The following is a 20,600-nucleotide window of genomic DNA, read 5'->3' as shown; positions in this document are numbered from 1 at the left end:
GGACTTCTTTCTTAGTTTTGCCGCATGAGTTTATATTCACAGCGGGGCGTTTCAGCTCAGAAAGAAGAAGTTCACAAGGCCACTGAAAAACTGGATAAAGGCTTGTATCCCTTTGCTTTTTGTAAAATATATCCCGATTATCTTACCGGCGACGACAACTGGGTGAACCTGATGCATGCCGACGGGGCAGGCACCAAGAGCATCCTGGCTTACCTGTACTGGAAAGAAACCGGCGATATCAGTGTATGGAAGGGCATTGCCCAGGATGCCATTGTGATGAACCTGGACGACCTGCTTTGCGTGGGCATCCACGATAATCTGCTGTTTTCTTCTACGATTGACCGTAATAAAAAATTAATTCCCGGTGAAGTGCTGGAAGTTATTATCAACGGCACCCAGGAATTCTTTGATGAACTGAAGCAATTTGGGGTGAACATTCACTTCCTGGGCGGGGAAACGGCCGATGTAGGCGATGTGGTACGTACCATCGCGGTCAATGGCACCATGACGGCCCGCTGGCCCAAACAAAAGCTGGTGACCAACGACAAGATACAGCCCGGTGATGTGATTGTAGGCTTTGCCAGCTATGGGCAAACGGTGTATGAAACTGCTTACAACAGCGGTATTGGCAGTAATGGCCTTACCAGCGCCCGGCATGATGTGCTGGGTAAATACTATGCACAGCAGTTCAAAGAATCCTACGAAAACGCTTTAAGCGATGAAGTTGTTTACATCGGACCGCATAGAATGACGGATACGGTTGATGGCTATGCTGTCGGCCAGCTTCTGCTAAGTCCCACCCGTACTTATGCGCCCTTGCTGAAGCAGTTATTTGACCATCACTTCGATGCCATTCACGGTTTGATCCATTGCAGTGGCGGGGGGCAAACCAAATGCATGAAATACCTGCCGGGCAACTTCCGCATCGTGAAAGATAACCTGTTTGAGCCACCGGTTATCTTCCGGATCATACAGCAGGCTTCGGGCAGTGACCTGCGTGAAATGTACCAGGTATTCAATATGGGCCACCGGCTGGAAATATTTACACCCGAGGCATCTGCCGCTGCGATGATCCAAACAGCAGCAACGCTGGGTATGGAAGCAAAGATCGTAGGAAGGGTAGAGGCAGGAAGTAAGAAAGAACTGATACTGAAGACTGCCGGCGAAGAGATTATTTACTAAGACATCGTTCCGGGACTATTCCCGGTTATACAAGGACGCGATACTTTCCAACGGGAGTATCGCTTTTTTTCGTTACATTACACAAAGACGAGGGGCAGGTGGAAACCTGCCCCGTGTTAACAAAAGTTAACTTGCGTATAGAAAAAAAGTTAGTTACAACTACGTTAGAAAGACGTAAACTGGTTCCAAATGTTTCAAGGCCTATGCCATTTTGTTGTGTATTGATAATCAGTAGTTATTAAAGAAAATAGTATTTCAGAAATGACCGGTTTTGATACATAGTGTGCGTATTTTCGTACGTCACCCTGATAGTCAAGGTAAGTTTGGATGGATATTGTACTACGGTTGTTTCCCCGCGTTATCTACTTCTCCAGCTTAAAAGTGGCCTTATAATAATAACGGGCGGGGGTAACTTTACGCCCTTTAAAAAGGTTGACTCCTTTTGCTAAAACCCTCGAAACCTCAGCCTTTAGCAATTGTTGATTTCTTTCAGTGCCCAGGGAGTTGCCCGGTTGTTTGGAAGCATCCCGAAAGCCTACAATAACGATTTCCTGCACCACGCCTTTTGCCGCTGCAGGCTGCTCGTTATATACTTCATAATCCCGCAGATTACCTCCTTCATCCAGTAAAAATGAATACCAGACAGAACCCGTTCCATCATGGTCCATCAGTTCCAGGGGATATCGAAAATTTCTATTGAAAAAGCGGTGAAGCGTTATTTGAGTAGAATCTTCTGCATAATTAAAATGCTGCTGTACGGCCAACTCATGCAGTCGTTTCTCTTTCAATTCATCCTGCCGTATCTCTTTCAGTTCCTGCTGCCGCACTTCTTCCAGGGCCTTCAGTTTAAGGTCTATCTGAGCCAATAGCTGATCCTTAGGACCATCTTTATGTTGTTCCACATCTTTTCTCATTGTCAACAGGTCATTCTTTTCCTTTTCCAGTTTTGTTCTTTCATCATAATTGAAATGCTGGTTGCCATTGTTATTATGATTAATCGTTATTTCCTGTAACGCCAGTTCCTGTTGCTTCAGCTCCCGTATTTCCTTTTTGATGATTATCTCCTGTTCGGTCTTTACTTGCTCCCGCAACATTTTTTCCAGTACCTGTTGTTTTTCCTGTATAAGCTTCAGCTCTTTTCCTTTATACTCCTTTTCATAGCGGAATTGTTGTTCATCGGCAAATTGTTTTTCGCGGAGCACTTTTAGCTCCGCTTCTTTCCTGAGTTGTTCTTCTGTTTGTAGCTTCCTGGCGGGAATGGTGTCAATAATGGGAAGTTCATTACCTGTATTGGCTTGTGCATACATTTTCTCCTGTTGCAGGTGCTGTTTGTTTTTATTGTCTGCTGCGTATAAAGTAACAGACAGGAACAGGATGACCGAAACGGGCAATACCATTACCCGGCTCCAGTAGCCGTACTTGGATTGATTAAGTTGGGTGATCATAGCAATGCGTCTTTTTAATTGGTTTTGAAAAAAGTGATGGGTGATGAGGTAATGGCGGGCATTCATGACCTGCTGTACCAGCAGCTCGGCGTATTGGTAGCGGTTGCTGCCGGAAGCGGCATACTGGTCGGCCAGGAATTCATGAATGGCCTTCAGTTCTTTCTTGATGAGGTAGAAGAAGGGATTGAACCAGCCCATGATCGTAATAACTTCCGCCAGTAATATATCGGCGGAATGTTTTTGCTCTACATGGAATAACTCATGGCGGAACACCTGTTGCCCCTCCCGGCTGTTGAGGTTTAGTTCAGCATTCCAGAAAATAGAGCGGAAGAAGGAGAAGGGCGTACCGGGTTCCCGTGTGCGGTAAAACTTTAATCGTTCTACCATTTCATACGGGTATTGATGGGATAGCCGCCGGATATACCATAAAGAGCGGCCCAGGGTAGCCAGTAACACCAAAATACCGGCGCTATACAATACCCATATTAAATTGGTAAACGTAAACAAAGAGGTGGTTTGCTGTGCCGGTACTGCCGGCTGATGCGTTAATGGCTGCAGGGTAATCACCCGGGCCGTTTGATATACCACCTGGTTCAATACGCCGGTATCTTCATTAAACACGGGTATTTTGAACAAAGGCAATACTATAGAAAGTGCCAGGGCGCCCAGCAGGTAAAAACGGTTATAATGGTGAAAGCGCCTGTTGCGCAGGAAAAGCCAGTAATAACCAAACAGGATGCCGGAGCAAAGCACCATTTTCCCCAGATAAGTTATAAATATCATGGCTGAATCTTTTTGATATTTTTAATCTGCTGCTGCAGATTTTCAGACTCTTCCTGTCCTAACGCCTTCGCATATTCCTGCAGTAGTAACTCCTCTACTTCCCGGGGCAACCTGCTTTTGTAATCAGGTCTTTGCATCTGGTTCACCTTCTTGATCAGCAAATACCTTTGTTCGGCTGAATGTTCAATCAGATCCCGTGCGAATGCCGCCTGTACATCTGGCTTTTTCGCATAGGTCTTGTATTTTACATCTCTTTTCTCCACCTCAATGACCCACCAGTTGGTGACCAGCGATACATCGAGCTCGCTGCCTTCCTTATGAATGAGCTCTCTGAATTTGGCTACAGGTAACCCCAATACCTCACCTACTATCTCCTGGCCCTTCCTTTTGATTTCATCGTAGTCTTCAGGCGTAAGCGGATCTTCCGGCTTTGCATTTTGCTGTTGAACCGTGGACGGACCAAAATCCAAAGGAACCTTGAGGTTACCATACTTAGGGATCGTATCGGTTAGTGACTGGTTGTTCAGCGATGCTGCATCTGCTGCTGCCCGTTCAGTGTTGACTGTATGTGATTTCCGTTCCTGTGCATGCAGGCTCACGGAAAAGAAAAGGATCACCAGGATCGGCAATGCCATTACCCGGCTCCAATATCCGTATTGGGGTTGATTGAGTTGGGTGATCATAACAATGCGTCTTTTTAACTGGTTTTGAAAAAAGTAATGGGTGACAGACAGCTTACGGCTGGTCATTACCTGCTGTACCAGCAGTTCGGCATACTGGTAGCGGTTACTGTCAGATGCAGCATATTGATCCGCCAGGAATTCGTGAATGGCCTTCAGTTCCTTTTTGATGAGGTGAAAGAATGGGTTGAACCAAACTGCCACCATAATCAATTCGGCCAGTAATATATCGGCACTGTGTTTTTGCTGTACATGGAACAATTCATGGCGGAATACCTGTTGCCCCTGCTGACTGTTGAAGTCCAGTTCCTTATTCCAGAAGATAGAGCGTAAAAAGGAAAAAGGGGTGCCGGGCTCATGGGTCTGGTAAAACTTCATGTTCTCCACTACTTCATAGGGATAGCGGTTCGATATTTTCCGGATATACCATAAAGAACGGCCCAGCATCACCATAAACACCAACACACCGGCGCTATACAGCACCCACAGTAAGTTGGAAAAGGTAAACAAGGAGGCGGTTTGCTGTGCCGGCAAAGCCGCCTGCTGTGACAATGGCTGGAGGGTAACCACCCGGGCCGTTTGGTATACCACCTGGTTCAGCGTGCCTGTATCTTCGTTAAAGATGGGTATTTTGAAAAGGGGCAGTACTATGGAAAGCGCCAGGGTACCCAGCAGGTAAAAGCGGTTATAATGATGAAAGCGCCGGTTGCGCAGGAAAAGCCAGTAATAGCTCAGCAGGATGGCGGAACAAAGCGCCATTTTTCCCAGGTAGGTTATAAATATCATTGTTGGTTGTTTTGGGCGTTCTTAATCTGTTGGAGCAGGCTTTCCAGTTCTTCCTGGCTTAACTTATTATCGTTCACAAACTGCGATACCAGCTTGGCCGGGGAGCCTTCAAAATACCCCTTAACCAGTTGATTAATACTTTTTTGGCCATAATCGGCTTTGCTTACCCTGGGCTTGTACAGGTTATTGCGGCCCTGCACCTCGTATTCCACAAACCCCTTTTCCACCAGGATCTTCAAAATAGTGGCAACCGTGTTGGAATGGGGCTTGGGGTCGGGCATATGCTCCATAATATCCTTCAGGAATCCCCGGCCCAGGTCCCATACTACCAGCATGACCTCTTCTTCGGCTTTGGTGAGTGATTTCATAACTAAGTTTTTAGTTGTACCGCCAAATCTATAACTATTTTCTTAGTTACAAAATATATTTTAGGAGTTATCCACAATTTTTTTTGACTATTTATTGAGTACCACAGGAAAAGGATGGTTACGCCGTCTAATTAGCTGCAATGCGGGTTACAGCTTAACTGTAAACTGCTGGTATAAACGTTTGCGCTGACAGTCAACCCCAGGTCTACCTTTAACAGCTTTGATTTTATCCACAAAAGCTATGAGATTTCGGGATTGCGTGTTATTTTTGCAGACGGTTCTGGACGGATCGGCATCATTAACAGCTCATTTGCAGTTGATTTGCAACCTACCCCGAACATTCTCAGTCTATTTATTGTTGATACTGTACCCTGCCCCCAAAAAGTAATATTTTATACTTAGAAATTTGATATGAGACAGCTCAAAATTGCTACCCAGATAACTAATCGCGACTCGCAGGCAGTAGAGAAATATCTGCAGGAAATCTCTAAAATTCCGATGATCACTCCTGAAGAGGAAACTGTACTTGCCCAGCGGATCAAGATGGGGGATCAGAAAGCGTTGGATAAGTTAGTGCAGGCGAACCTTCGTTTCGTAGTATCCGTTGCCAAGCAGTACCAGCACCAGGGCCTGTCCCTCAGTGACCTGATCAATGAGGGTAACCTCGGTTTGATCAAGGCTGCCCAACGTTTCGATGAAACCAAGGGTTTTAAATTCATTTCCTACGCGGTGTGGTGGATCCGTCAGTCTATCCTCCAGGCTTTGGCTGAGCAAGGCCGTCTCGTACGTCTGCCCCAGAACAAGATCGGCACCTACAACAAAGCCAACAAAGCTTACATGGCTTTTGAGCAGGAGCACGAGCGTGAACCAAGCACAGAAGAGCTGGCAGAGCTGCTTGAAATGAGCGAAACCGAGATCAATAATATCTTCCAGAGCAATACCCGTCATACCTCTCTCGATGCCCCTGTGCACGAAGCAGAAGATGTGGCTATGGGCGACCTGCTGGAAGGTGGCGATGATACCGATGATGATGTGATGAAAGATTCCCTGCGCAATGAGATCCGCCGGGTACTGAAATCCCTCAGCCCCCGCGAAGCAGAGATCGTGAACGCTTACTTTGGCCTGGATGGCGAAAATGGCGTTACCATCGAGCAGATCGGTCAGAAGTACGATCTTACCAAAGAGCGTATCCGCCAGATCAAGGAAAGGGCTATCAAGCGTTTACAGAAAGCCCGTTACAGCAATGCATTGAAAGCCTATTTAGGTTAGTAATAGTACGTTAATCAAATAAAAGCCCGGTATGGTGAAAACCAGCCGGGCTTTTTCTTGCTTCTGATCTATCTTTATGACGTATGATCGCACGCATCAGCATCATAATAATGAGCCTGGTAGCCTTAGCCTCCTGTGAAAAGGCCATTTCTTTTGCTCCCCGGAATGCGGAACCCGTCGTGGTCATAGAGGCCACTATCGAGAGCGACCAGCCACCCATGGTAATCCTTTCCCGCAGCCTCCATTACTTTAGTGAAATATCGCCCGATTCACTGGCTGCCTCCTTTATCCGGAATGCTGAGGTTTACATGTCCAATGGTGCTACCACCCACCGGCTCAAAGAATATGCTTTACCGGCCAATAATGGCTATACCGTCTATTATTACTCCACAGACTCCGCCAACCTGGCTACGGCCTTTGAAGGCGAATTCAATACCAGGTACTCCCTGCAGGTAAAAGTGGACGGAAAGGAGTATACGGCTGTTACTACCATACCAGCGCTGGCCAAAAAGTTTGATTCCATCTGGTGGGAGCCGGCACCCAATAATCCCGACACTACCAAAGTCATCATTATGGGCCGTACCACCGACCCGCCCGGCTTTGGGAACTATATCCGGTACTTTACCCAATCCAATGCAGGCTTCTTTTACCCCGGACTGAACTCCGTATTTGATGACCAGATCGTGGATGGGAAAACCTATGATATACAGATCGAGAACGGAATAGACAGGAATATGTCTATTGACCTGGAAGATTATGCCTTCTTTCACCGGGGCGATATAGTAGCCATCAAGCTAAGCAATATTGATAAGGCCACTTTCGATTTCTGGCGTACCATGGAATATAATTATTCCAGTATAGGTAATCCCTTTTCTTCGCCCGTAAAAGTGCTCAGCAATATAAAGGGTGGGGGCCTGGGCTATTTTGGAGGCTATGCTGTTCAGTTCACCACCCTGGTCATTCCCCGGTAGCCCTTTAAACTTGTTGCCCCGTTATCTGTTATACTATACGCAAGGTTATACACAGTAAATTAAGGTCTTGCCATCCTTGACGCTTTGTTAACCTTTTGACGTTATTTTTGGCAAATTTTCTTTAAGAATACAATATGGAAAGTGAAAAAATACATTGCTTGATTATAGGATCAGGACCGGCAGGATATACAGCGGCTATTTATGCAGCACGGGCAAACATGAAACCGGTATTATACCAGGGCATTCAGCCAGGCGGTCAGTTGACCATTACTACGGAGGTGGAGAACTATCCCGGTTATCCCGAGGGTATTCAGGGACCGGAAATGATGATCGATTTTGAAAAGCAGGCTACCCGTATGGGCGCCGATATCCGTTTTGGATTGGCTACCAAAGTTGATTTTTCGCAACAACCTTATAAAGTCTGGATTGATGATGAAAAGCTCCTGGAGGCGGATGCCGTCATCATTGCCACCGGGGCTTCTGCCAAATGGCTGGGGCTCGACAGTGAGCAACGCCTTAATGGCTTTGGCGTGAGCGCCTGTGCTGTTTGTGATGGCTTTTTCTTCCGTGGTAAGGAAGTGGCCATTGTAGGGGCAGGGGATACGGCTGCTGAGGAAGCCCTCTATCTTTCCAAGCTGGCTACCAACGTACACATGTTTGTGCGCCGTGATACCATGCGTGCTTCCAAAGTGATGCAGGAAAGGGTACAGCGTACGCCCAATATTAAAGTATACTGGAATACAGAAACCGACGAGGTGCTGGGTGAAAATAAAGTGGATTCTGTACGGATAAAGAATATCAGGAATGGCGAAGCGCAAACCATTCCCATCAGTGGCTTCTTTGTGGCCATCGGGCATGAACCCAATTCGGCTATCTTCAAAGACTTCCTGGATATGGATGAAGCCGGTTATATCAAAACCATTCCCGGTACTTCTAAAACCAATGTGGAAGGCGTCTTTGCAGCCGGTGATGTACAGGATAAAATATACCGCCAGGCGGTAACGGCTGCCGGTAGTGGCTGTATGGCCGCACTGGATGCGGAGCGCTACCTGTCGGCCAAAGGATTGGTCTGATAACCAGGGCACTGCTCTTGTGTACCAATGCTTTCTCCGGGACAGAAAAAATAACATTGTAATTCCCTACTTCTTTCTAATTTGGCCCCGTCCTGCAAAGGCGGGGTTCAAATTTACTTATGGTTACTATTGAGCTGCACAACATTAGGTTACAGGCGTATCATGGTCTTTATGAAGGGGAGCAAAAAACAGGGAGCCCTTATGAGGTGAACCTGAAAATATCGTATGACGAGGCCAATGTGAAGTTTGACGACCTGAAGAATACCATTAATTATGTAGACGTTTTTGAGATTGTGAAACAGCGGATGAAAGTGGCTACACCACTGCTCGAAAAAGTAGCAGAAGGCATCATCCGAAAGCTCAAGCACCAATACCCCTTTGCCACAGAGATCATTATCTCCATCTACAAATTAGAGCCGCCCATCGAGAACATACAGGGCAAACTGGGCGTTACCATGCACAAGAAGTTTGATGTTTAGATCTCTTTCTTCTTCCACTTCCCGCTCTTGATATACCAGAAGGAAAGGGAGAACAGCGTACTCCAGTACAGCCATTCCGACATCCAGCCCCAGACAATGGACCATTTGAATACTTCCAGTACGAAGTAAACATAGATGCTGTACAGGATAATGGCCGCCGCTTCTATGGCCAGGTTCACGGAAGAATTACCGGTGCCGGTCACCGCATTGAGCCATACGGTGGCAAAAGACATCAGCACCAGCGCACTGGATACCACCCGTACCACAGGAATGGCATCTGCTGTAAAGGAGGCGCCCTGTCCGTAAACAGACAGCAATACATGCGGGAATACATTCAACAGTATAGCCACCACCACGGCTATGCTGAAGCTGATGCGTACAATCTTCCGTACCAGCGTGATCACCAGGTCTTTTCTTCCCTGCCCGATAATATTGCTCACCATGGTATTGGCAGTAGCGGCAAAAGACCAGGTAAACACGCCAAAGAAACCAAAGAGGTTACGCATGGTATTGGAAACAGCGAGGTCGCGATTACTATGTCCCTGTGAATAACCATGACGTTCTACCAGGATATAAAAGAAGATCCAACTGATCACACTGATGGCATGTTGAAAAATGAGCGGGGAAGACTGTACCAGTATCAGTTTGGAAATATCCTTTTGGTAACCAAAATGCTTGTACAAGGCAAAGCGCTGGCTGATACCCTTGCGGTGGATCACAGCAAAAACCACCAGCATGCCGGTGGCCTCTGCTATAATAGAGGCGATAGCGGCGCCGTTAAAGCCCAGTGTTGGGAAGCCCAGTTTACCATAGATCAGGGTATAATCAAAAAAGATATTGGCCACTGTTTCTGCGATCGTGCCTATCACCAGGTATTTACTTTGATTGGTGCCCACCAGCAGGGCATTGCGCATCTGGTAAATATACAGGAAGGGGAGTCCCCAGATGCGGATATACAGGAAGTTGACAGATTGCTCCAGCACCTTTTCATCATGCAGGGAATAGCGCAGCACAATAGGCGCCACCAGGTAAGTAACAGCAATACCAATCACCGCAATCGTGAGGGCGATCCGTACGCCTTGCGAAAACAGTTTACCGATCTCTTCTACCCGGTTTTCTCCGGCCCTGCGGGCAATCAATGCCTGCAGCCCGTTATTCAATCCAAAGCCAATGGCGGCAAAAATGAGGTAATAAACACCGGTAAGGCCTGCGGTACCCAACTCCTGCTCGCCCAGCCCGCCCAGGAAAATATTATTGGTAATAAAATTAATTTGAGGTACCAGCAAGGCAAAGCTGATCGGCAGGGCGATCTTCAGGATATTCCGGTTTGAAACTTCTACCCGTAAGTCGTTCGGTATAACTGTGGCCATAACTTAATACACTACTCCTCCCTTCTGATCCCTGTTTTGAGTTGTAGAACCTGCAAAAATAGCTTATTGCCGGTAAATCGTGTAATTGGTATAATTCGTGTATTATTGCACCTCCAAATAATATGCTCAAAGCTACATTTGATATCATTCCGGAAACGGCCCGGCAGGAAGAAATGCAGAACAGCCTGTTACTCATGGAAGTGGGTGAAAAGGTATTCAGCTATGTATTGTACAACAAGCAGCAGCAACGCTTTATGGGGCTGCGGCAGTACAACCTTGATTTCATGCCCGGCAAACCGGTAATGGAAGCATTGCAGGAAATATTGGCCGGCGATGAACTACTGCAGTTGGCTTATCGCGAAGCATTTGTGATCTACCATTATACCGATAGCAACCTGCTGCCCGAAAAGCTTTTTCATATTGAACTGAATAAGCCGGTGACGGAACTGATCTTTGGTAATGCACACAAAGGATTATTGCTCAGTGAAAAAATACCCGGGTGGAATGTTTATAATATCTATCGCATTCCCCGTGAGGCCCATACGCTCCTGCAGCAGAAATTTGCTGCCGGCAAATACTGGCATTACTATACCATCATGCTTTCCGGTATTGACAAAGAGTTTTCCGGCGAAGGCGTGTTCAAAGTAATTGTGGCTTCCGACAGGATCGTGGTAGCTGTGTTTAAGAACAACGCGCTGCAGCTTATACAAACCTATGGATACGATACCCCGGATGATGTGTCGTATCACCTCCTGGCCCTTTGTAACCGGTTCGGGCTGGACAATGAGCAGGTCACACTCAGGATATCGGGCCTGCTCGATGAGCAGTCCATCCTTTACCAGGAACTGTTCAAATACTTCTTAAAAATGGAGTGGGAGGAAATGACGGGCACATCCCGTTTGCATGAAGTATTCAGGGCTTACCCGGCGCATTATTTTTCACCCCTGCTGAACATGGCTCTATGCGTATAATCAGTGGTGAGCTGGGAGGACGGCGTATCAATCCGCCGGCAAAAATGCCGCATACACGGCCTACGACTGATATTGCCAAAGAAGGCCTCTTCAACATCATTGAGAATAACCTCGACATAGCCACGCTCAAAACCCTGGATATCTTTGGCGGCACCGGCAGCATCAGCTATGAGCTGGCCTCCCGTGGTGCGGAAGACTGTACCATTGTAGAGAAGGATACAGCCATGTATGAGTTCATCAAAAAAACGGCGCAGGAACTGAAGCTGACCAACTTCAAGGTTATCAAAATGGAGGTATTCAAATTCCTGGAGCAATGTACGGAGCAGTTTGACTTCATCTTTGCCGGCCCGCCTTATGCGCTCACCACCATTGATGAGCTGCCCAAAAAGATCGCGGAAAAGCAGTTGCTGAAACCCGGCGGTTGGTTTGTACTGGAACATACCCCCCGCAATAACTATGAAAGCTATCCTTTCTTTGTCACTGCCCGGAACTATGGCACTACTATATTCAGCATCTTTGTAAATAAGTAGAAAACAGCAAGTGGTGAATGGCAAGTGGCAAGTGGTGAAATAGCGAATGATCAGTTAGCGGGTTACACATAAAGCCCCACTAGCCACTCGCCACTTACTACTAGCTCATGCTTAAACACAACTCACTACTATGGCTCCCATCTTTATTACCGGAATAGGCACAGGAATAGGCAAAACCTTCATCTCTGCCCTGCTGGCCAGGGCGCTGGAGGCAGATTACTGGAAGCCCATCCAGGCAGGGTATGAGGGAGGCACCGACAGCGAGTATGTACAGCATACGCTAACGGGTACTGCTTCTATCGTCCATCCGGAAGTATACAAACTCAAAATGCCTGCATCGCCGCATATTGCAGCCAGGGAGGAAGGCATCACCATTTCCATTCAAAAAATTTGTGAACAGGTTCCGGCAATAAATCGTAATTTGATCATCGAAGGAGCCGGCGGATTACTGGTCCCGTTAAACGGATCGGAATTTGTGGCAGACCTGATAAAAGCCCTGGGGGCAAAAGTCATACTGATTAGTCGCAACTACCTGGGGAGCATCAATCATTCATTATTAACCGCCCGTGTGTGCAGGGAGATGAATTTGCCGGTAATAGGGTGGATATTTAATGACCAGTACCTTCACTATGAAGAAGAGATCGTACACTGGAGCAACTATCCACAGATAGCATCTGTACCATATATGAGAACAGAAAACGGGAATTTCATCGAGGCTCAGACGGCTGCCCTTCAAAAGCAACTGAAAGGATTTCTATGATAAAAAAAACCGTTAGAAAGGATTACCTGCGACGCAGGTTGGACATTCCCGAAGAAGACTTCCACCAGCAAACCGCCCTCATGGCGTTTAACTTTAAGAAATTAACCTTTCCTCCTGTTAAATACCTGCTGTCTTATTCGCCGTTGCCCTCAGCACGGGAGTTTGACGTATCTGTTTGTGAAGACATGCTCAAGCAGCAAAACCCTTCCATGCAAACCACCTGGCCCCGCATTGAAGAACACTCCACTGATATGGAGGCCACTGTAGTGCAAAGAGGCGGGCTCTTCATCAAGAACCGGTACCATATACTGGAGCCTATCAGCGGACCCATAGTGCCCCCCGAACTGCTGGACATCATCTTTGTGCCGCTGGTTGCCTTCGATGAAAAAGGCTTCCGGATAGGGTATGGCAAAGGATATTATGACCGTTTCCTGGCCCGCTGCCGCCACGATATCATACGCGTAGGCTTCTCCTTTTTTGAAGCGGTAAAGGGGATAGAAGACCTCCATCAATTTGATGTACCTTTAAACTTTTGTATCACACCGTATCGTAATTATGAATTTTAATGCTCCACTGCTACGGCCAATACGGATCTTACTGTTTCCTTTCTCCCTGGTATATGGCGCTGTAATATGGTTGCGCAACAGGCTGTTTGATAAGAATGTGCTCAAATCCTCCTCCTTCAACCTGCCGGTCATTTGTGTAGGCAATCTTTCTGCAGGCGGCACCGGTAAATCGCCCATGGTAGAGTTTTTGCTGAGGATCCTGCAAAGCCATATGAAAGTAGCGGTATTAAGCAGGGGATATAAGCGTAAGACCAGGGGCTATGCCCTGGCCAGCGCCGGTACTACGGCACTGGAAATAGGGGACGAGCCCATGCAGTTCCACCTTAAATTCCCGGCCGTCACCATTGCCGTGGGCGAAGAGCGGGTAGTGGCTATCCCACAGTTGCTCCATGATAAGCCGGATACCCAGGTGATCATTCTGGATGATGCCTTTCAGCACCGTACTGTCAGAGCGGGCCTTAACATTGTACTGACCGATTACAATAACCTGTTCACCCGCGACTGGTTCCTGCCCACCGGCGACCTGCGGGACGAAAAGAACAGTTATAAACGGGCCGATATACTGGTGGTCACCAAATGCCGGGCCGACCTGTCCCAGCCCGAGAAGACAACCATCCTCGAAGAGATCAGACCGCTTTCGCACCAGCGTGTTTTCTTCTCTTCCATACGGTATGGTAAACCTTATCATATCCTTCACCGCCATGAACTGCCGTTGGCGGGTTCTATGGAAATATTGCTGGTGAGCGGTATTGCCAATCCCGTACCTTTAAAAAAATACCTCCAGGAGGTATCTAAAACCTACTATGAGATCCTGTACAGCGATCATCACATTTTCTCCATTGATGATCTGAAAGACATGGTGAAACGGTTTGAAAACATTCAGGCCGCCAATAAGATCATTCTCACCACCGAAAAAGATGCTGTACGGCTGGTAAAATTTGAACAACAATTAAAAGAATTGCCTGTCTATGTAATTCCGATCGAAGTGCAATTCCTTTTCAATGAAGAACAGGCTTTTAGTGATATAATCACTAAATTCATCAAGGAATTTACATTCAGGGCTTAAACACTTGCGATGAGTAAGAAACAATCAAAGAAGAATAAGAATAAATCCAAAAAGAAAAAAGGGTTTACTGATCAGGATACCCTCAAAGGCGTGCTGGATATAACACGCTCCGGCGTGGGATATGTGATCATTCCCGACAATCCCAGTGATATACTGGTTCGTCCCGGCGATTTTAATACCGCCCTGCATGGCGATACCGTGCGGGTAAGGGTCATCAATAGCGGCGGCCGGCAAAGCAGCCGCCAGCAGGGCAAAGTGGTGGAAGTAGTGCAGCGTAAGCAAACGGAGTTCATGGGTAAAATTGAGGTGGGTAAAACCTTTGCTTTCTTTATTGCCGATGTAGATAAACCGATGCCCGACATTTTTGTGCCACTCACCAGTTTGCATGGTGCACAGAACAATGAACGCGTTATTGTGCGCATCGTGGAATGGCAACCCAATAAAAAACCGGTAGGGGAAGTAGTGCAGGTGATGCAAATGGGCGATGCCAACGACATGGCCATGAAGGAGATCCTCATGCAGAATGGTTTCCCGCTCTTCTTCCCTGAAGAAGTGCAGGAAGAAACTGCCCGCATGCCCGATGTCATTCCTCAATCAGAAATAAAGGTCCGTAAGGATGTACGGGACACCCTTACTTTCACCATAGACCCGGTAGATGCGAAAGATTTTGATGATGCCATCTCATTCCGGGTATTGAAAAATGGCAACTATGAGATCGGTGTACACATTGCTGATGTAAGTTACTATGTGGAGCCCGGCACAGCCCTCGACCAGGAAGCCTATACACGGGCTACTTCTGTATACCTGCCCGACAGGGTGCTGCCCATGCTGCCGGAACGCATCTCCAATGAACTGTGCTCCCTGCGTCCCCAAGAAGACAAGCTCACCTTTTCGGCCATCTTCCAGATCACTGAAAAAGGAGAAGTAAAACAACACTGGCTGGGGAAGACCGTCATTCACTCCAATCACCGGTTTACCTATGAAGAAGTGCAGGAGATCATTGAGCAGCAGGAAGGTTTGTACAAGGATGAAGTATTGATCCTGAATAACCTTGCCCAGAAATTCCGTAAGCAGCGGTTTAAAAAAGGCGCTATCAACTTCTCGTCCCAGGAAGTGCGTTTTAAGCTGGATGAAACCGGAAAGCCCATTGGCATCATGATCAAGGAAAGCAAGGAAGCGCACCAGCTTATTGAGGAATTCATGTTGCTGGCCAACCGGGTAGTGGCAGAGAGCGTAGCCAAGATCAAGTTCAATAAAAAAGACATTCCCTTTCCTTACCGCGTACATGATACCCCGGATGAAGTGAAACTGGAGCCTTTTGCAGCCTTTGCCCGCAAATTTGGCCACACCTTTGATACCAAATCGCCGGAAGGAATTGCCGCATCATTTAATCAATTGCTGAAAGATGTGCAGGGCAAGCCCGAACAGCATGTGCTGGAACAACTGGGCATCCGCACCATGGCCAAAGCGATCTATACGTCGGAGAACATTGGCCACTACGGACTGGGCTTTAAACACTATTGTCATTTCACCTCACCCATCCGCCGTTACCCGGATGTGCTGGTGCACCGCGTATTATTTGATATTCTCAATGATAAAGTGGAGCCCGATAAAAAGATGGAGCAGAAGTGCAAGCACTGCAGTGAAAAGGAGCGTAGCGCCATGGAATCGGAAAGGGCCGCCAACAAATACAAGCAGGTAGAATACATGCAGAACTTCCTGGGCGATGAATTTGAAGGGGTGATCAGCGGCGTAGCTGCTTTCGGTTTCTGGGTAGAGACCATCGAGCATAAATGCGAAGGGCTGGTAAGCATCAACAGCCTGCTGGAATACGATGATTTCCGTCTTATAGAAGGTGATTATAGCCTCGCCGGCATGCGTAGCGGCCGCAAATTCAGGATGGGTGATAAAGTACGTATCAAAGTCATTGCAGCCAACCTGTCCAAACGCCAGTTGGATTATGAGTGGGTCATTACGGCTACTACCGGCGATGATAAAGTGGAAGCTGGTCTGCAGCAGCCAAAGCCCAAAACATCCTATCCCATACCAAAAGGGAAAAGCAAAGGCAAAAAACGGAAGCAGGCATAAAATATAGCCGGGAAGCTAGGCTAACTCCCCGGCATTCTTCAAATATGTCTTGTATCCGCAGGTACCTGCCTGGTAATTTATTTATTGTCAGTAGGGGTGGCTGCTGCTGTTTTTGAAGTGGTTTCGGTTGTTTTCAATGTAGGATATTTAATACCCAACTGCTCCAGGTATGTTTTAAATTGTTCGGGACGATAATAATATTTCTTCATTTCGGGCCTGAACTCCTCCATGATCTTTTTATTTAACCCAACAGCCGGCTTATCGGTGGCAGAGATCAGCGGAATATATTTCGTGTCTTTGGTTTGCACATTTTTAAAATAACTCCAGGCGCTATCCAGTAGTTGTGGTTTTACCAGCATATCCAACAATGTCAGTGCTTCTGCTTTGGCGCCGGCTGTTACTCCTTTATGGGCAATAGGAGTGGCCATAGAAATAGCATTGGCCCAATGATGTCCCGGCAGGCCCGGTATATTGGAAGGGAACCTCAATACAACTGTAGGAACATTCCATGAAATATCGGCAATATCGTCCGAACCACCTCCCATGGAAAACCTGGCAGGGATGCCCAATGTATCCAGGTGGGTATCCAGGCCATCTATGGGCTTCATCCGCTGATCTGTTTTAGGGGCATTCACTTCTTTCTGTACCGCTCTTGCCAGTAATTGATCTTCTGCACTCCATTCCGGTAAACCTATCAGCTTAATATTTTCGTACATGCGCTCGGCGATGGCTTTATTGAAATGGCCTGGCCAGGCGCTGCCTAATACAGTATACGACATTTTGGTACCGGTCATCAGTTCTGCTCCTTTTGCCATATTGATCGCATCATCATACATCTGCTTGATCTTTGGATAAGTACGTTCGCGGAAATAATACCATACAGATGCTTTTGAGGGCACTACATTCGGTTGATCGCCTCCATCGGTCACCACATAATGCGAGCGTTGTGTGGGTTCCAGGTGTTCCCGGTGATAATTCCAGGCTATATTCATCAATTCAACGGCATCGAGGGCGCTTTTGCCGCGCCAGGGAGCGCCGGCCGAATGGGCCGATTCTCCATCAAAATTGAATTTAACTGAGATCATGCCATTGCCGCCGCCATCACCATACGATACGCCAAGATTGCTCGCCACATGGGTGAAGATGCAGGCATCCACGTTTTTAAAATATCCATCACGGATATAAAATGCCTTCGTACCCAGTTGTTCTTCGGCAACACCGGGCCATAACATCAGTGTGCCGGAAATATGTTCCCGTTCCATTATCTTTTTAAGCGCCAGTACTGCCGTAATATTCAACGGTTCGCCGGCATTATGTCCTTCTCCATGTCCCGGCGCCCCTTCAATAATAGGATCATGCCACGCTACCCCGGGCTTTTGCGATGCCTTCGGGATACAGTCAATATCACTGCCAATAGCGATCACAGGTTTGCCCGAACCCCATTTCGCTGTCCAGGCGGTAGGAATCCCCGCAATGCCTTCTTCTACCGTAAATCCATTCTTCTTTAAAATACCGGTCAGGTACCGGGACGTTTCTGTTTCCTGGAAACCCAGTTCACCAAAGCTGAACACCATATCTACCATTTGTTGGGTAAACACTTTTTCTTTTTCAATTTCAGCCATCAGTTCCTTCTTAAGTGCTTCCAGCTTTTTATCAGTTATTTTGGTTTGCCCCAGTAGCACCACTGGCAATAATGCGCCAAGCAGTAGAAAGGTTAGTGTGTATTTGAATGAGGTTGATTTCATATAAATAGTTTTAATGTATTATTTCTTCTTCCGCTGAACCGATAGGCGCGCCATCCGGTGCAGTTAACGGCGCGAACAGTGTGAGGTCATCCGGCTTCTCTTCAAAGCTTTTTATTTGTGTTAAAGCAAACAGGTAATGCGCTTTCCAGTCAATATCTTTAGCCGGTACACTGGTCATCCATTGCTGCAGTTCTTTTATCTTCAATGCAGCGATGGCCCGTACCTGGCCTGCAGCATTTTTGTTGGCACACAATTTCATGAGCTGCTGCAGCACCTGGTAATTCACTACCCGTTGTATTTCGCCGGCATAACCTGGTTGTGCAGTTGCTTTCCAGGTCGCATTAACGACCTGATCTATTACCTTGTCCAATGCCGGCAATCCGGGATAAAGGGCATGATGCCCCACGATACGTGCAGCCCGTTCCGGATGAAGGATAAGGCCGAGTGTCATAGCGGCTACTGCTTCGGCAGGGCTCAGGGGATCAAAGGTCATTCCCGTATACCGCTTAAATGTTTCCCGTGGATTGGCGGCATAACCAAATGGCCGGGGCGGAATTAACGCGATCACTCCCGGAGGCAGCGACAATGAGGCAGGCTGTAAGGTGGCCAGTAAGGCATCCAGCGCCCGCCATTGCTCTTTTGCGGGCACAATACTATTGGGCGTCTGACCATCGCCCCGCAAAGCATAAGTATAACTAACGCCTCCTAATACTTTTGCGGTAGCCTCTGCCTGGTAGCGGTGAAACAGGTACATCGGTACCAGCACTTCTTCCAGTGTTGCCAGGGGGGCGCCTGCAGGTATCTTCTTTTCCGAAAAGGTGTTCAGTACCGTGGCGCGTATCTTCATCACCCGGTTCAGTTCGTCTATTGCATTTGTTCCATTATCCCACAGGTGCGTACCGGGATGCGCGCTGCCGGGCGGGCGTGCATCCTGGTCTGTAAGAAATTGCAGCCCGGCAGCCATATAATCCTTTACTAATTTGTTCAGTTCTTTTGCTTCATCCGAACCGGGTGTAAACTGCCGGTATGCCAGGGTGATAGCTACCTTGTCCCATTCTCCGATCCCTTTTGCGTATGCATCCGACAGGTCCAGGTGACCGTCTTTATCTGTTTTTACCAGCGGGTGGGGATAATCCATAACAGAGGCCCGGTTGATCACACTGGCAATATAATTATGCGGCAGGCCAAGCGTATGTCCTACTTCATGTGCAGCGAGCTGTCGCATACGCGCCATGCACAGGTCCATAATGGCTGGTGATAAAGGCTTTCCCTCTTCAAAATCGGCTATTAGACCCTGCGCTATTAAAAAATCCTGCCGCACACGCAATGAGCCAAGTGTTACTTTGCCTTTAATGATCTCACCCGTGCGGGGGTCTGTAATGCCCCCGCCATACGACCATCCTCTCGTAGAACGGTGTACCCATTGAACTACATTGTAGCGAATATCCATAGGGTCTGCATCAGGGGGTAACACTTTTACCTGGAAGGCATTTTTAAACCCTGCGGCTTCAAAAGCCTGCGCCCACCAGGCGGTGCCCTCCATTAATGCCGTGCGGATAGGTTCCGGAGCGCCGCCATCAACATAATATACAATGGGCTTTACTGCTTCACTGATGGCTGCAGACGGATCTTTCTTTTCCAGGCGGTGCCGGCGAATAAACTGTTTAATGATCGGCTCACTTACCGGAGTAGCATAATCGAAGAAGCTAATCGACCCTACACCGGCCCGCGGATCAAAAGCCCTTGGTGTGTAATTGCTGTCGGGCAACTGTACAAAAGAATAATGCTGCCGGATGGTAACCGCTTGGGGGCTGGGCGTTACTTCGCGCAGGTAATCGCCGGGCATTTCGCCCACCAGGGTAGTGGTCACTTCAATTTCCGTATTAAGTGGGAAATTTTTGGTGCGTGGCAGGTAAAAAGCGCTACGCTGCGGGTCTATTTTATAATTACCCTGTTTTAACCGGGTGATGGCCTGGGCAGCCCCCACAACATCCTGCATAAAAAAGGAAGTAGCGTCTACCAGTGCACGGTCGTTTTCTTCTGCCACTATATCAAATCCCCAGTGTACTGACTGCGCAAAGGATTCTTCCACGGCCTGCCTTTCCATATTATTATCACTAATGGCCCGGTAATCGTAGTTGGGTTCTGTCATTAATACCTTGTTGCCGGAGCGCCGGAAAACAATAACATGGGAAGGCCCTATTCTACCCCTGTCCAGTCCAATATCATTGGAGCCTACTCCTGTAGCGAGAGAAGCATAATAGAGGATCTCTGTATCCCATTTGTTGATCTCCAGCCATATCTTCCCTTTTTTGGCATCCCAGTACAAGGGGAGGAAGCCGGGCAAATGCTGCATACCTGTAGTGGTAGCTGTAATGGAGGTTTGTGCCCATGCGGGCAGCCATAGCAGTGGTATTGCCAGCCATAAAAAAATCTTTTTTATTACTGCATAATGATTCATTCGGGAA

17 protein-coding genes are annotated in these 20,600 nt (G+C 47.6%); 11 read left to right on the top strand and 6 right to left on the bottom strand.

Translation table 11 applies throughout. The annotated features are described in order from the left end of the window. The first annotated feature begins 24 nt into the window (after positions 1–24). Complete coding sequence (locus tag HB364_RS23840) at positions 25–1,182, top strand: AIR synthase related protein (protein ID WP_167290841.1); 1,158 nt, start codon at positions 25–27, stop codon at positions 1,180–1,182. 362 nt (positions 1,183–1,544) lie between these two features. Here the strand turns inward: HB364_RS23840 and HB364_RS23835 are convergent, their stop codons facing one another. Genes HB364_RS23835 through HB364_RS23825 form a run of 3 tightly spaced genes read right to left on the bottom strand, consistent with a single transcriptional unit; the run spans position 1,545 to position 5,244 of the window. Then, complete coding sequence (locus HB364_RS23835) at positions 1,545–3,410, bottom strand: M56 family metallopeptidase (protein ID WP_167290840.1); 1,866 nt, start codon at positions 3,408–3,410, stop codon at positions 1,545–1,547. Continuing rightward, positions 3,407–4,876, bottom strand: a complete 1,470-nt coding sequence (locus HB364_RS23830) for a M56 family metallopeptidase (protein WP_167290839.1) — start codon at positions 4,874–4,876, stop codon at positions 3,407–3,409. The genes HB364_RS23835 and HB364_RS23830 overlap by 4 nt, the downstream gene beginning before the upstream one ends. Further along, the gene (locus HB364_RS23825; RefSeq protein ID WP_167290838.1) at positions 4,873–5,244 is read right to left on the bottom strand and encodes a BlaI/MecI/CopY family transcriptional regulator; all 372 of its coding nucleotides are present in this window, start codon (positions 5,242–5,244) and stop codon (positions 4,873–4,875) included. Before HB364_RS23825 ends, HB364_RS23830 begins: the two co-directional genes overlap by 4 nt. 411 nt (positions 5,245–5,655) lie before the next feature. Between HB364_RS23825 and HB364_RS23820 the strand changes: the two genes are divergently transcribed. From HB364_RS23820 to HB364_RS23805, 4 genes are all read left to right on the top strand, one after another. Then, positions 5,656–6,513 carry a sigma-70 family RNA polymerase sigma factor gene (locus tag HB364_RS23820; RefSeq protein ID WP_014217201.1) on the top strand — a complete coding sequence of 286 codons (858 nt, stop codon included), beginning with the start codon at positions 5,656–5,658 and terminating at the stop codon, positions 6,511–6,513. Positions 6,514–6,596: 83 nt separating this feature from the next. Continuing rightward, positions 6,597–7,484 carry a DUF4249 domain-containing protein gene (locus HB364_RS23815; RefSeq protein ID WP_167290837.1) on the top strand — a complete coding sequence of 296 codons (888 nt, stop codon included), beginning with the start codon at positions 6,597–6,599 and terminating at the stop codon, positions 7,482–7,484. 134 nt (positions 7,485–7,618) lie between these two features. Then, positions 7,619–8,557, top strand: a complete 939-nt coding sequence (trxB, locus tag HB364_RS23810) for a thioredoxin-disulfide reductase (RefSeq protein WP_167290836.1) — start codon at positions 7,619–7,621, stop codon at positions 8,555–8,557. Positions 8,558–8,676: 119 nt separating this feature from the next. After that, positions 8,677–9,036 carry a dihydroneopterin aldolase gene (locus tag HB364_RS23805; protein ID WP_167290835.1) on the top strand — a complete coding sequence of 120 codons (360 nt, stop codon included), beginning with the start codon at positions 8,677–8,679 and terminating at the stop codon, positions 9,034–9,036. Here the strand turns inward: HB364_RS23805 and HB364_RS23800 are convergent. After that, complete coding sequence (locus tag HB364_RS23800) at positions 9,033–10,406, bottom strand: MATE family efflux transporter (protein ID WP_167290834.1); 1,374 nt, start codon at positions 10,404–10,406, stop codon at positions 9,033–9,035. The genes HB364_RS23805 and HB364_RS23800 overlap by 4 nt on opposite strands. Before the next feature lie 122 nt (positions 10,407–10,528). Here HB364_RS23800 and HB364_RS23795 point away from each other — a divergent pair, with 122 nt between their 5' ends. From HB364_RS23795 to rnr, 6 genes are all read left to right on the top strand, one after another. Further along, a complete protein-coding gene (locus HB364_RS23795; RefSeq protein WP_167290833.1) occupies positions 10,529–11,377 on the top strand; it encodes a DUF3822 family protein in 849 nt (282 codons plus the stop codon). Further along, positions 11,368–11,907, top strand: a complete 540-nt coding sequence (locus tag HB364_RS23790) for an RsmD family RNA methyltransferase (RefSeq protein WP_167290832.1) — start codon at positions 11,368–11,370, stop codon at positions 11,905–11,907. The genes HB364_RS23795 and HB364_RS23790 overlap by 10 nt, the downstream gene beginning before the upstream one ends. A 130-nt stretch (positions 11,908–12,037) precedes the next feature. Next, positions 12,038–12,667, top strand: coding sequence for a dethiobiotin synthase (gene bioD, locus HB364_RS23785; RefSeq protein WP_167290831.1), 630 nt, complete (start codon positions 12,038–12,040; stop codon positions 12,665–12,667). Continuing rightward, positions 12,664–13,233, top strand: coding sequence for a 5-formyltetrahydrofolate cyclo-ligase (locus HB364_RS23780; protein ID WP_167290830.1), 570 nt, complete (start codon positions 12,664–12,666; stop codon positions 13,231–13,233). Before bioD ends, HB364_RS23780 begins: the two co-directional genes overlap by 4 nt. Next, the gene (gene lpxK, locus HB364_RS23775; RefSeq protein WP_167290829.1) at positions 13,223–14,299 is read left to right on the top strand and encodes a tetraacyldisaccharide 4'-kinase; all 1,077 of its coding nucleotides are present in this window, start codon (positions 13,223–13,225) and stop codon (positions 14,297–14,299) included. The genes HB364_RS23780 and lpxK overlap by 11 nt, the downstream gene beginning before the upstream one ends. A gap of 9 nt (positions 14,300–14,308) precedes the next feature. Then, positions 14,309–16,387, top strand: a complete 2,079-nt coding sequence (gene rnr / locus HB364_RS23770) for a ribonuclease R (protein WP_167290828.1) — start codon at positions 14,309–14,311, stop codon at positions 16,385–16,387. Positions 16,388–16,464: 77 nt separating this feature from the next. Here rnr and HB364_RS23765 read toward each other — a convergent pair whose 3' ends face one another. Both HB364_RS23765 and HB364_RS23760 read right to left on the bottom strand, forming a co-directional pair. Next, a complete protein-coding gene (locus HB364_RS23765) occupies positions 16,465–18,132 on the bottom strand; it encodes a peptidase dimerization domain-containing protein (protein ID WP_167290827.1) in 1,668 nt (555 codons plus the stop codon). Positions 18,133–18,142: 10 nt separating this feature from the next. Beyond that, entirely contained in the window at positions 18,143–20,593 is a 2,451-nt protein-coding gene (locus HB364_RS23760; RefSeq protein WP_208420066.1) for a zinc-dependent metalloprotease, read from the bottom strand. Positions 20,594–20,600: the final 7 nt, after the last annotated feature.

This window comes from Paraflavitalea devenefica, from assembly GCF_011759375.1.
In the GTDB taxonomy this organism is placed as follows: Bacteria; Bacteroidota; Bacteroidia; order Chitinophagales; family Chitinophagaceae; genus Paraflavitalea; species Paraflavitalea devenefica.
The sequence above is the reverse complement of the archived record's forward strand: the minus strand, read 5'-3'. Positions and strand labels throughout refer to the sequence as shown.

Coding starts and splice junctions, on each gene's coding strand:
- HB364_RS23840 (WP_167290841.1), top strand. CDS start 25: ATGAGTTTATATTCACAGCGGGGCGTTTCAGCTCAGAAAGAAGAAGTT.
- HB364_RS23835 (WP_167290840.1), bottom strand. CDS start 3,410: ATGATATTTATAACTTATCTGGGGAAAATGGTGCTTTGCTCCGGCATC.
- HB364_RS23830 (WP_167290839.1), bottom strand. CDS start 4,876: ATGATATTTATAACCTACCTGGGAAAAATGGCGCTTTGTTCCGCCATC.
- HB364_RS23825 (WP_167290838.1), bottom strand. CDS start 5,244: ATGAAATCACTCACCAAAGCCGAAGAAGAGGTCATGCTGGTAGTATGG.
- HB364_RS23820 (WP_014217201.1), top strand. CDS start 5,656: ATGAGACAGCTCAAAATTGCTACCCAGATAACTAATCGCGACTCGCAG.
- HB364_RS23815 (WP_167290837.1), top strand. CDS start 6,597: ATGATCGCACGCATCAGCATCATAATAATGAGCCTGGTAGCCTTAGCC.
- trxB (WP_167290836.1), top strand. CDS start 7,619: ATGGAAAGTGAAAAAATACATTGCTTGATTATAGGATCAGGACCGGCA.
- HB364_RS23805 (WP_167290835.1), top strand. CDS start 8,677: ATGGTTACTATTGAGCTGCACAACATTAGGTTACAGGCGTATCATGGT.
- HB364_RS23800 (WP_167290834.1), bottom strand. CDS start 10,406: ATGGCCACAGTTATACCGAACGACTTACGGGTAGAAGTTTCAAACCGG.
- HB364_RS23795 (WP_167290833.1), top strand. CDS start 10,529: ATGCTCAAAGCTACATTTGATATCATTCCGGAAACGGCCCGGCAGGAA.
- HB364_RS23790 (WP_167290832.1), top strand. CDS start 11,368: ATGCGTATAATCAGTGGTGAGCTGGGAGGACGGCGTATCAATCCGCCG.
- bioD (WP_167290831.1), top strand. CDS start 12,038: ATGGCTCCCATCTTTATTACCGGAATAGGCACAGGAATAGGCAAAACC.
- HB364_RS23780 (WP_167290830.1), top strand. CDS start 12,664: ATGATAAAAAAAACCGTTAGAAAGGATTACCTGCGACGCAGGTTGGAC.
- lpxK (WP_167290829.1), top strand. CDS start 13,223: ATGAATTTTAATGCTCCACTGCTACGGCCAATACGGATCTTACTGTTT.
- rnr (WP_167290828.1), top strand. CDS start 14,309: ATGAGTAAGAAACAATCAAAGAAGAATAAGAATAAATCCAAAAAGAAA.
- HB364_RS23765 (WP_167290827.1), bottom strand. CDS start 18,132: ATGAAATCAACCTCATTCAAATACACACTAACCTTTCTACTGCTTGGC.
- HB364_RS23760 (WP_208420066.1), bottom strand. CDS start 20,593: ATGAATCATTATGCAGTAATAAAAAAGATTTTTTTATGGCTGGCAATA.